General features: G+C 45.9%; 9 protein-coding genes and 1 riboswitch. Of the genes, 4 read left to right on the top strand and 5 right to left on the bottom strand.

Annotation, left to right across the window (positions count from 1 at the left end; genetic code table 11):
- The 3 genes from AACQ21_RS07515 to AACQ21_RS07525 all read left to right on the top strand — a co-directional run.
- The coding region (locus AACQ21_RS07515; protein ID WP_105976442.1) for a DedA family protein at window positions 1-540 on the top strand (540 nt) is incomplete at its 5' end.
- Between the two features lie 178 nt (window positions 541-718).
- Window positions 719-1,978, top strand: a complete 1,260-nt coding sequence (locus AACQ21_RS07520) for a D-amino acid dehydrogenase (RefSeq protein ID WP_105976443.1) — start codon at window positions 719-721, stop codon at window positions 1,976-1,978.
- A 298-nt stretch (window positions 1,979-2,276) separates the two neighbouring features.
- Window positions 2,277-3,821: an alanine/glycine:cation symporter family protein gene (locus AACQ21_RS07525; protein WP_017043180.1), complete on the top strand. Its 1,545-nt coding sequence runs from the start codon at window positions 2,277-2,279 to the stop codon at window positions 3,819-3,821.
- 92 nt (window positions 3,822-3,913) lie between these two features.
- Here AACQ21_RS07525 and AACQ21_RS07530 read toward each other — a convergent pair whose 3' ends face one another.
- From AACQ21_RS07530 to guaB, 5 genes are all read right to left on the bottom strand, one after another.
- Window positions 3,914-4,522, bottom strand: coding sequence for an acetate uptake transporter (locus tag AACQ21_RS07530; RefSeq protein WP_094144566.1), 609 nt, complete (start codon window positions 4,520-4,522; stop codon window positions 3,914-3,916).
- 179 nt (window positions 4,523-4,701) lie between these two features.
- Window positions 4,702-6,390 carry a chitinase gene (locus AACQ21_RS07535; protein WP_105976444.1) on the bottom strand — a complete coding sequence of 563 codons (1,689 nt, stop codon included), beginning with the start codon at window positions 6,388-6,390 and terminating at the stop codon, window positions 4,702-4,704.
- A 280-nt stretch (window positions 6,391-6,670) separates the two neighbouring features.
- On the bottom strand, window positions 6,671-7,528 hold the full coding sequence (gene thiD, locus AACQ21_RS07540) for a bifunctional hydroxymethylpyrimidine kinase/phosphomethylpyrimidine kinase (protein ID WP_094132388.1): 858 nt from the start codon (window positions 7,526-7,528) through the stop codon (window positions 6,671-6,673).
- Window positions 7,529-7,628: 100 nt separating this feature from the next.
- Window positions 7,629-7,739: riboswitch (TPP riboswitch) on the bottom strand.
- A gap of 49 nt (window positions 7,740-7,788) precedes the next feature.
- Entirely contained in the window at window positions 7,789-9,342 is a 1,554-nt protein-coding gene (gene guaA / locus AACQ21_RS07545) for a glutamine-hydrolyzing GMP synthase (protein ID WP_088720951.1), read from the bottom strand.
- A gap of 81 nt (window positions 9,343-9,423) precedes the next feature.
- Complete coding sequence (guaB, locus tag AACQ21_RS07550) at window positions 9,424-10,887, bottom strand: IMP dehydrogenase (protein ID WP_026028100.1); 1,464 nt, start codon at window positions 10,885-10,887, stop codon at window positions 9,424-9,426.
- Window positions 10,888-11,117: 230 nt separating this feature from the next.
- On the opposite strand from guaB, the gene xseA reads away from it, so the two are divergent.
- Window positions 11,118-12,449 (top strand): exodeoxyribonuclease VII large subunit, encoded by a 1,332-nt coding sequence (gene xseA / locus AACQ21_RS07555; RefSeq protein WP_094164416.1) that lies wholly within the window; start codon window positions 11,118-11,120, stop codon window positions 12,447-12,449.
- Window positions 12,450-12,453 lie beyond the last annotated feature (4 nt).

The raw sequence follows: 12,453 nt of genomic DNA on the forward strand, positions 1-12,453 counted from the left end.
CTGATCATCAGCATCTTTTTCGAAGGGATTGGCATTCCGATGCCCGGCCAATCGCTCATGATTGCTGCGTCCATTTTGTCATCCAATGGCGTAATGAATTTCTCTCTTGTTATGATTGTATCGTGGCTAAGCTGCTTTATTGGTAATAGTTGCGGCTATCTACTCGGCTATTATTTTGAGGGTTGGTTGGATAAAAAAGGCTATATTTCAGGGGCTAAATTTCAAAAACTGCAAAGCGCTATTCAAAAATACGGCCCGATTTGCTTAATCATCAGTCGCTTTGTTGAGGGGATGAAACAATTCATGCCATTAGCCTGCGGAGTAGCGAAAATGCCCATCAGAGTATTTTTACTGGGTAACGTGCTTGCCACCACAGTTTGGGTCGCGTTTTTTGGTTTACTCACCCATTTTGCGTTTGAACATCTTCATCAAATCAGCCACTTTTATTCTGCTTACCGCTATTGGATCTGGGCAATGGCCGCTATCACTTTTATCGTTATGATTTATGCAGTATTGAAACATAGACACACTCAGCGCTGATGGCGACCTGTCTCTGACTTCATTTACAGCCCCTTTTGTCATAACCACATAAAAATAAGTGTAGGGGCTAGTGATTGTGTTTCCACTCAATTTGAGGTTTTATGTTGCTATCATGTGAACATTTACACTAACTCTGAATGTGCTAAGAGAACACACTAGGGTGATTTAAGGAGACAACATGGACGTTATCGTCTTGGGTAGCGGCGTCATCGGGCTAACCAGCGCATGGTATTTATCACAAGCGGGCCACCGAGTAACGGTGGTGGATCGCCAATCACAAGGTGCAAAAGAGACCAGTTTTGCTAACGCAGGGCAAATATCTTATGGCTACTCTTCCCCTTGGGCTGCACCCGGCATCCCACAAAAAGCATTAAAGTGGCTGTTTGAAGAGCATGCACCGTTGAAAATAAAACCGTCTATTGATCCACAGCTGTTGACGTGGATGGGTAAAATGTTATTGAACTGCCAACAGGATCGTTACAACATCAATAAAGCCCGAATGCTGGCGATTGCCAATTACAGCCGCGTTTGTTTGGCTGACCTGAATCTGCAACATAACATGCAATATCAAGGCCGTCGGCTTGGGACGTTGCAAGTGTTTCGCAGCGAGAAACAGCTACAAGCGATACAAAAGGACATCAAACTGCTCGAGCAAAGTGGGATTCGTTATCAGCTTCTTGATGTCGATGGATGCATTAAGCAAGAGCCGGGGCTTGCTCTTGTACGCGATAAATTGCGAGGTGGTTTGTACCTCCCCGACGATGAAACCGGAGACTGCTATCTGTTTTGCCAACAATTAACAGAGCTCGCGAAAAGCCGTGGTGTGCAATTTCTGTTTGATACACAAATAAAAACATTAACTACTGAAGGCAAAAAGATCATCGCTGTCCAAACCGATAAAGGTGAACTGAAAGCAGACAAATATGTCGTCGCACTCGGCAGTTACTCTACCGCTTTACTGGCGACATTGGGTATCTCCATTCCTGTTTATCCAGTGAAAGGGTACTCACTAACGCTGCCGATTGTCGACACCGAATTGTCCCCACGTTCAACGGTAATGGACGAAACATATAAAGTGGCCATCACTCGTTTTGAGGATCGAATTCGTGTCGCGGGCACGGCAGAGTTAGCCGGGTTTGATCCTACCTTGCCTGATGCGCGCAAAGCAACCATTGCAAAAGTCGTGACCGACCTCTTTCCTCAAGGTGGTGATTTAGCACAAGCTGAATTCTGGACAGGCTTTAGACCAATGACGCCTGACGGGACTCCGATTATAGGCTCCACTCTATTTGAAAACCTCTACACCAATACCGGACATGGAACCTTAGGGTGGACGATGGCTTGCGGATCTGGACAGCTTCTTGCCGACATGGTCAGTGAGCAAACTTGTGCTTTGCCAATTCATGAGTTGAATCTCTCTCGCTACCTCATCAACTAGTTACAATAGAAAATGCTTATTATTAGCTAAACCTTAGTGGAAAGTTATTATGCATAGTGATTCACCCGAGAGGATTTAATTTCCAACCTTTCGGGTGACCAACCCATATGCGCTGAAATTTTAGCCAATTCTAATTAACCTACCTATTTTTTAACATTTCATTAGCATTTTGTGTTCCTCATCACGCTAACGATTATTCACAGATAAATAAATTAACATCTAAGTTACAAAAAGATTAATATGTTGCCCACAAAGCAAACACAACACTCACCAAAACTACTAAAACAGGGAAATGCATATGCAGTCATTTGTTGATTTTCTGAATGGAATAATCTGGAGCCCGGCGCTAATTTATTTATGCCTTGGTGCGGGTTTATTCTACTCAATTGTGACCCGATTCGTTCAGGTCCGTCACTTTTTTGAAATGTGGCGACTTCTTCTTTCCGGAAAAAGCTCAACCAAAGGGATATCCTCTTTCCAAGCTTTGGCCGTTTCACTTTCGGGACGCGTCGGTACGGGTAATATTGCAGGCGTAGCCGCAGCAATTGGTTTTGGTGGCCCTGGTGCTATTTTCTGGATGTGGGTAGTGGCCTTTTTTGGTGCCGCGACTGCTTATGCTGAATCAACTCTGGCACAAATTTATAAAGAAGAAGATGAAGGTGAATTCCGTGGTGGCCCCGCTTATTACATCGAAAAAGCGATGGGACAAAAATGGTATGCATGGATCTTCGCCATTTCCACCATCTTTGCTTGTGGTGTGCTTTTACCTGGCGTGCAATCCAACAGCATTGGTAATGCCGTAGAAGCGGCTTTTGGGGCTGGCCCAATCATTGAAACCACTATCGGTAGCTTCACTTTTGCTAAGATTTTTACTGGTACCGTAGTGTCAATTATTTTAGCTTTCATCATCTTTGGTGGTGTTAAGCGTATCGCTAACTTCACACAGGTCGTGGTGCCATTTATGGCTTTGGCCTATGTCATTACTGCGTTTGTTATCATCCTGCTTAACATCAGTGAAGTACCACGTATTTTTGCCATGATCATTGGTGATGCGTTCACACCAATGGCAGGTATTGGTGCTGCGATTGGTTGGGGGGTAAAACGAGGTGTTTACTCAAACGAAGCAGGCCAAGGTACTGGACCGCACGCTGCGGCTGCCGCGAGTGTTGATCACCCAGCGCAGCAAGGTTTAGTGCAAGCATTTTCTATCTACATTGATACTTTGCTGGTCTGTTCCGCAACCGCGTTCATGATTCTGATCACTGGTGCTTATAACGTACACGGCGGCGCAGAAGGTGCATTTTTAGTACAGAACATCGCGGCGGATATTAGTGCCAATGGCCCAGTATTTACCCAAATGGCGATTGAGAGCGCACTACCGGGCGTGGGCAAACCTTTTGTTGCGTTTGCTCTGTTCTTCTTCGCCTTTACCACGATTTTGGCATACTACTATATTGCTGAAACGAATATTGCTTACATTCGCCGCACCTTTAAAGTCGATGGCCTGATGTTTCTTCTTAAAGTAGTGATCATCGCAACGGTATTCTACGGCACAGTGAGAACCGCGAACCTTGCTTGGGCAATGGGTGATGTGGGCGTGGGTTTGATGGCGTGGCTAAACATAGTCGGGATTTTGATCATCTTCTTTATGGCTAAACCAGCTATTGCAGCACTCAAAGATTATGAAGAGCAACAAAAACAAGGTGTCGATGAGTATCTTTTCAACCCAGTAAAACTCGGCATTAAGAATGCGACATATTGGGAAGGAAAATATAAACGCAAAACGGGACAAGAACCAACCGTAGAAGAAAGCTCCGTGGGTGTTGAACAACCATCATCCTAACGGATTAGCTAAGCTCATCAGCAAAAAGCATTCAAGGTAAACGTAAAAAGGGTTAGCAAACGCTAACCCTTTTTCTTTTTCATCAACCCGTATTAGGCTGCGATTTCTTGTGTCGTCAACTTTTCGACAACAGCGTTTTGCGCTTTCTTTTCACCAATCGGTAAAATAACACGGCCATATTCATTATTCAGAACTTGAGCCATTGCAAAATAAATCGCACTTGCGCCACAGAAGATGCCTTCAAAGCCAGCAATCGTGCCGATAAGTTCGCTACCAGTGAAATCACGCGCAGCTAGTAAAGCAAATAGAATGGTCAGTGAGCCGAATACCACTTGTTTAGCACGTGGGTAGCACAATGAACCGATAAACATGAAACCAGTGAAAATGCCCCACAACGTTAAGTACCAACCCATAAAGTGAGCAGGGCTTGCTGGTAGTCCCATATATGGCATGACAATCAGGCCAACCAATGTGAGCCAAAATAGGCCGTAAGAGGTAAACGCTGTGGTACCAAAAGTGTCACCACGTTTGAAACACATGATACCCACGATGACTTGACTTAAACCACCGTAGAAAATACCCATCGCCAAAATCATAGAGTCGATAGGAAAAAAGCCTGCATTATGGATATTAAGCAGGATAGTCGTCATGCCAAAACCCATTAGGCCTAGCGGCGCTGGATTGGCCAATTTAGTAGACATTCGCGAGTACCTTAAAAAATGTTGATAAAAATTACGCGCGGATTTTAGTGGAGTAGCACACAAAATGGAAAGAACGTTAACGAAAACTAAGATTGTAAATTTAACCACTTGATTGTTCAAAAAGAGAGCAGAGCAACCGAATTCGATCGTGCTGCTCTCCTTTTGCTAAATGTTACTCTCTATTGACAGTTTATTTCATCCCAAAACCAGTTACTTTGCGTGGGTGATTCCCATACTCCGGGGTTATTTTTAGCCATAAAACACTTTCCATTATGCGTAATTTTATCGCCATTTTTTGCAACAGTAACCCCTGCAACCCAGCTTGAAAAATCACTGCTTGGTGGAGTAGGCTCTGGCGTGACGGGCGGTTCTGGCTCATTGACCACTGGTGGTGGCTCAACAGGGTCAGGTGTTGTGGGCGCTGTTGAGCCACCTGTAATAAGCTTCCAAGGATCACCTTGAGTGGGTTCATTACCTTGTGACCACCACTTAGCTTCATAAGTAGCGCCTTTATAGCTCACCTTATCGCCCGTGTTATATACCTTTGTCGCTTCCCAGCCGACGATGCCATCCACTGGTGGCTCTGGTGGCGTACCGGGATCAATCGCATCCACAACACGCACTTGCGGCCAGCTTGAATGTGAACCATAAAAGTTAGTCACACATTTTTCGTAATCACCAGCAACAAGGGCTGAATACGCGGTTTGGAAACCAACCAATTCACATTCAAACGAGTAGCCACCTGGGCGATCAGAGTAATATTTCCAATTACCATCCCAGTTGGTATACAGCACATCCGTCGCACCGTTCAAATTTAAGCTACCGTAAGGCGTTTGCTGCCAACAGGTATTCTTTTCATCTGACTCAATCGGTATTTGATAATGATCCGCTAGCCCTTCCCAGTAGCGAATGCGATTAACCGGTTGACCTTTATCTTTGTTCTGTTCACCGCACTCAATGCCGCCATTGATAACGTTAATTGTGGTGCCAAAACCATAGCCAATACCAGCATCGCTTTCACGTTGCGAAGGTGTCCATGTACGGTCAATTACGTGCAACATTGCCGGTTTCGGTGCTTGAGGTGTTAAGAAGAACCAAATCGCTGAGGCTAAATTCAACCAAGAATCAGCTACTAATCCGGGGTTATTGAGCAGTACTTTGGCATCACCATCAAACATCACTTCAGAAAAAGCGCCATAGTTGAAATGGTAAGAGAGCTGCTTCGCGCCTCGACCAAAATAACCTTGCCCAGCGGCGCACGGCCAACGAGCATTTTGCCAATCATTTTGACCACAACCGGTTGTGTAGCCACTTTGTCCTTCAGACCAGCCCATTTCACGCACATGAACCAATGCTTGCTGCCATTCTTCAAGCCTATTCGGGTTATCAGATACGTTATCTTTCGCAATGTGCCCACCCGTTTCTTGTGAGAAATGAGCAAAAGCCGTCACGATGGATTTTTTACAAATTGCGTCTGAATCTCGGCCATCCGTATATTCGCCGCAAAATGCGGGGAATTTACCAATCGCACGTAAGAAGCGTGTATAGGTGTATTCGGGAGCCGCCATTTGAGTTAAAAAATCCCATTCGTACTGTGGAAAGACTCGTTCAACACGCTTGACGTTTTCAGGGTTAGAACTTAGCCCCGGCACAATTGCTTCAACAATCGCATTGGAACGCGTTTCTAGTGCCTTCGACCAAATAGCATACATAGGATCCGCTGTTTTGGCTTTTTCTGCCGCTTGTAGCTCTACTTTAGAGACAATATAACCCGCGGCATTTTCAGGGTCAGGTAGGATATTTAACGCGTAACTGTTTGCGGCTAAAACACTGCTAATCAGCACGGCTAAATGCTTTGTTTTCAACATATCAATCCCTTATTTTTGGCTTAGTGGGTACGGTGAAAATAGTATGGATAGCCGAGCCATTGTTGACAGTGAAACTTATCAATTAAATGTCAAAATGCGAGTGGTTTCATCATGATGTAAACCAATTATCGTACGGCGACATTGCCCTTTGAAGGCCAGTCGATAAATATGAAAAAGCCTCAAAAAAGCTTGAGGCTTTTAGAGTTCAATCTATTTTTCATCAGGTTAAGTGAACAACCAATGCCTCAAATTTCTCAAGCATCATCGCACCGGCAATGGCTTAGCGCACATGAGCGTGGCCAGTAAAAAAGTGATGAACAGGGCCGCGACCTTGGCCAACATCCAGCTCATCGGCATAGCCAATGGCTTGCGATATGTACTGCTTAGCCAAATACACGGATTTGTGCAGGTTATTTCCTTGAGCAAGATAAGAAGCGATCGCAGAAGAGAGCGTGCAACCCGTCCCATGGGTATTTTGGGTTGGAAAACGCTTCGCACTGAGTAATTCTGACGAAGATTGCATGATCAAAAGATCATTGCTGTTTTCATCTTGTTCTAAATGCCCACCTTTTAGCAACACCGCCTTTGCACCCAACGCTCGTAAATCAGCCACCATACCGCTCATTTCGACTTCAGATTGAGGAACCGGCTTGCCAGTAAGTACTGCTCCCTCAAATAAATTGGGGGTAATGATGTCAGCCAAAGGGATCAACATTTCTTTTAATGTACTGATTGCCGATTGCTCAAGTAATAAATCACCACTGGTCGCCACCATCACGGGATCTATCACAAGGCTCTTGGGTTGGTATTGCTGCATTTTTTTGGCAACGATCTTGATGATACTGGCATCGGCTAGCATGCCAATTTTAACGGCCACGATCTTCAAGTCGCTAAAGACGGCATCTAACTGGCTTTCGATGTGATCAAGTGGAATGGGGAAAATGGCGGAAACGCCTTGAGTATTTTGTGAAGTAATGGCGGTAATAACGGAACACGCGAAACTGCCAGTTGCCGATATCGCTTTAATGTCGGCTTGAATACCTGCCCCTCCACCGCTATCAGACCCTGCGATAGTGAGTACAACAGGTATGTTTAATAGCGTCGTTTCTTGTGTGTGTTTCTGTATTGGTTGTGCCATGGTCGCTCCTATGACAAGACATACAGGAACTGACTTTGACCGTGGTTTGGAAAGTTCGGTAATCGAATTTACAAAGGTTAGCCGTTGTTATTCGGCTCGTGACAAAGTGCTCATAGTTCCCTACGTCAGTATTAACTGAATCAGGTTCGACGGGTCTCGAATTTCGATCTCAGCCGATGCAGAATCTGCATCGGCTCCCCGACTATTTCGCAGCAATCATAACAGGGCACTCACCGAAGGAGTACGCTTTTTTAGAGGAATTATTCCCACTCAATGGTGGCTGGTGGCTTACCTGAAATATCGTAAACCACACGAGAAATACCATTCACTTCATTGATGATACGGTTAGAAACCTTACCCAAAAAGTCATAAGGCAGGTGTGCCCAATGTGCTGTCATAAAGTCAATGGTTTCCACAGCGCGTAGCGATACAACCCAATCGTATTTACGTCCATCACCCATAACGCCTACCGAACGAACAGGTAAGAAAACTGTGAAAGCTTGTGACACTTTGTTATACAGATCAGCGGCATGCAGCTCTTCAATGAAAATAGCATCGGCGCGGCGCAGCAAATCACAGTACTCTTTCTTCACTTCGCCCAACACGCGTACGCCAAGGCCAGGGCCAGGGAACGGATGGCGGTAAAGCATGTTGTAAGGCAAACCAAGCTCTAGGCCAATCTTGCGCACTTCATCTTTGAAAAGCTCACGCAGTGGTTCAACCAATCCCATTTCCATATCATCAGGCAAACCGCCAACGTTATGGTGAGATTTAATCACGTGCGCTTTACCTGTTTTAGAGGCGGCCGATTCAATCACATCTGGGTAAATCGTGCCTTGCGCAAGCCATTTCGCATTTTTCAATTTCTTTGATTCTTCATCGAAGATATCAACAAACACATGGCCGATGATTTTGCGTTTCGCTTCCGGATCAGACTCACCTTGCAGTGCGTTGAGGAAACGATCTTCTGCATTGACATGAATGATGTTTAAGCCAAATTTGTTGCCAAACATATCCATTACTTGCTGAGCTTCATTCAGACGCAATAGGCCGTTATCAACGAATACGCAGGTTAATTTATCGCCAATCGCTCGGTGAGCCAGCATCGCCACAACTGACGAATCTACACCACCCGATAGGCCAAGGATCACTTCATCGTCGCCGACTTGCTCTTTAATACGAGCAACCGCATCTTCGATGATAGACTCAGCCGTCCATAGACGCTCACAACCACAAACGTTGAGAACGAAATTCTCTAGCATTTTTAGACCGTTTTTGGTGTGCGTGACTTCTGGGTGAAATTGCACGCCATAATATTTTTTCTCTTCATTCGCCATTGCCGCATAAGGACAAGTTTCCGTTTGCGCTGTTTTGACAAAATCAGCCGGAATTTGCACCACTTTATCACCGTGGCTCATCCAAACGTCTTGCGTTAGCTCAAGGTCGCTAAACAGGGCCGATTCACCCATTAGCTGTACAGCTGCATAACCAAATTCACGTTCCTCAGAACTGGCCACTTTTCCGCCCAACTGCTCAGCCATGGTTTGCATGCCATAACAAACACCAAATACAGGTACGCCAGAATCAAACACATATTGTGGCGCACGCGGAGAGTTGGCTTCAGTCACACTTTCAGGGCCACCAGAAAGAATAATGCCATCTGGGTTGAATTCACGGATGTCCGCTTCTTCAACATCCCAGCTCCACAGCTCACAATAAACACCGATTTCGCGAACACGGCGGGCAACCAGTTGTGTGTACTGAGAGCCGAAATCTAAGATCAGAATACGTTGGTCATGGATATCTTTAGTCATTTAAGGTCAATCTCAATCATTAATGTAGTGGATGGGGAGCATCGCGCTCCCCATAAGCTTCAAGCTATTCGTGGTTCGTCATTAACCCAAGCGGTAGTTTGGCGCTTCTTTGGTAATTTGAACGTCGTGCACGTGTGACTCTTTCATACCTGCACCAGAGATACGAACAAACTCGGCTTTAGTGCGCAGATCTTCGATAGTGGCCGAACCAGTTAAGCCCATGCTTGAGCGTAAACCACCCATTTGTTGATGAACGATCTCTTTTAGACGGCCTCGATAGGCGATACGACCTTCGATCCCTTCAGGTACAAGCTTGTCAGCCGCATTGTCAGATTGGAAATAACGATCAGAAGAGCCTTGAGACATTGCACCCAGCGAACCCATACCGCGATAAGCTTTATATGAACGACCTTGGAACAAAATAACTTCACCCGGAGCTTCTTCAGTACCAGCAAACATGGAGCCGACCATCACGCAAGATGCACCAGCAGCAATCGCTTTACAAATATCGCCAGAAAAACGAATACCGCCATCAGCAATCACAGGAATACCGTATTGATCAGCCACTTCAGCTGCATCAGAAATCGCCGTAATTTGAGGAACACCAACACCCGTTACAATACGCGTTGTACAGATTGAACCCGGGCCAATACCGACTTTGACCGCGCTTACGCCCGCGTCAATTAGAGCTTTCGCACCGGCACCCGTTGCAACATTACCGCCGATAATATCGAGATCAGGATAAGCGGCGCGCGTTTCACGAATACGGTTAAGTACACCTTCTGAATGGCCATGAGAAGAGTCAATCAGTAGAACATCCACTCCCGCTTCCACTAATGCTTTTACGCGCTCTTCATTGCCAGCACCGGCACCAACAGCCGCACCAACACGTAAACGCCCTTGTTCATCTTTACAAGCATTCGGTTTGCGTTCTGCTTTATGGAAATCTTTCGCGGTGATCATACCAGTCAGTTTGAATTCATCATTCACTACCAAGACTTTTTCAACACGCGCTTTGTGCATGCGCTCTTGTACATCCTGACGAGATGCGCCCTCTTTAACTGTGGCTAAGCGATCTTTTGGTGTCATGACTGCTTCAACTTTTTTTGTTAAATCAGTAACAAAGCGAATATCGCGGCCGGTGATGATACCGACAAGCTCATTGTGATCGCTCACCACAGGGAAACCGGCAAAACCATGTTTCTCTGTCAAAGCAATCACATCTTGAATGGTTGCGTCAGGGCGAACTGTTACTGGCGCTGTGACTACACCCGCTTCAAAAATTTTGACAAGACGGACTTGTTCAGCCTGCTCTTCAATGGGCATATTTTTGTGGATAAAACCAATACCACCCTCTTGGGCAAGAGCGATCGCAAGGCGAGCCTCTGTCACTGTATCCATAGAAGCTGAGATCATCGGAATGTTCAGTGCGATATTTTTGGTCAGCTGAGTATGGAGATCGGCTGTGTTTGGGAGAACGGTGGAGTGTGCTGGTACGAGAAGAACATCATCGAATGTCAGCGCTTCTTTGGCAATTCTTAGCATTTGCAATATCTCACAATTAAGAGGAGTGAATAAAAGGTAAATCCAAGTTGTCTCAATTTGCCCTAATACACAATGAACAGGATAAATCGATTTGGATTTGATATTGCGGTCGGATTATACGCCCGAGGTAATCGCTTGACCACTCATTTTTTCATTTTTAATTTGCATTCCAACCCTTGATATGTATTATATTGCCGCTAATTTCCATACCCTCGTCTAGGGGATTAGCCTTGCCTTCTTTGACCAACGAAAACATCTACACTGTCTCCCGTCTCAATGCTGAAGTACGCCTGTTACTTGAAAATGAAATGGGCATTGTGTGGCTCGTTGGTGAAATATCGAACTTCTCCGCTCCGGTTTCTGGCCATTGGTATCTCTCACTCAAAGATTCTCGCGCGCAGGTAAAATGTGCGATGTTCAAAGGCAATAATCGCTTTGTGACCTTCAAACCTAAAAATGGCCAGCAGGTACTTGTTAAAGCGCGTCTTTCTCTTTATGAACCCAGAGGTGACTACCAAGTCATTATCGAGAGCATGCAACCCGAAGGGGATGGTCGTCTCCAGCAAGAGTTTGAAAAGCTGAAGATGCAGTTGGCCGCGGAAGGGCTGTTTGCACAATCCAATAAGCGCCCCTTGCCGGAAAATCCTCAATGCGTCGGAGTTATTACTTCAAAAACTGGCGCAGCCCTGTTTGATATTCTTGATGTGCTCAAGCGGCGCGATCCAAGCTTGCCCGTCATCATTTATCCTACACTGGTTCAAGGCGAACAAGCGGCCATTCAAATTGCTCAAGCAATTGGTAGAGCAAATGCGAGGCAAGAGTGTGACGTATTGATTGTGGGTCGCGGTGGCGGTTCTTTAGAGGACTTATGGTGTTTTAACCACGAGATCGTAGCGCGCACAATTGCCGCTAGTCAGATCCCAATTATCAGTGCCGTCGGGCATGAAATCGATGTGACGATTGCTGATTTTGTGGCTGACGTACGTGCCCCAACCCCCTCCGCTGCTGCAGAATTAGTCAGCCGAGACAACAGTAATAAGCGACAAGCTTTCGCCTCATACCAGCACAAGCTACAAAGTGCGATGCGCTATTACACCAGTCAACAAGCGCATCATTTACGCGCTTTGGTTCACGCGCTAGAGAAACAGCACCCCACTTACCGCTTGCAGCGTCAAAGCCAGCAACTTGATGACACAGAAATGCGCCTACAGCGGGCGATACAGCGCTATATTTCGACTCAGCGTGAGCACATTGGCCAGCAATACCATCAACTGCAGTTGCATTCTCCCGTACAAACCTTAGCGAAGCAGCAGCATCGACTAGCCAAAAGCGAGCAACGATTGCTGGACGTAATGGAGAAAAAACTCCTGCGCACAGCACACCGTTTAACGCTAGCTGCAGAGAAGCTTGACGCAGTAAGCCCATTAGCGACACTAAAACGAGGCTATTCGATCACGCGAGATAGCTCAGGCAAAGTGATTCACCGCGCTCGTGATCTAAAAACCGGCGATCAATTGATCACGCGAGTGGCGGATGGCGAAGTTTTCTCTACCGTTAATTAATCAC

Origin of the sequence: Vibrio sp. V01_P9A10T6 (assembly GCF_963877065.1) — a bacterium.
Taxonomy (GTDB): Bacteria; Pseudomonadota; Gammaproteobacteria; order Enterobacterales; family Vibrionaceae; genus Vibrio; species Vibrio anguillarum.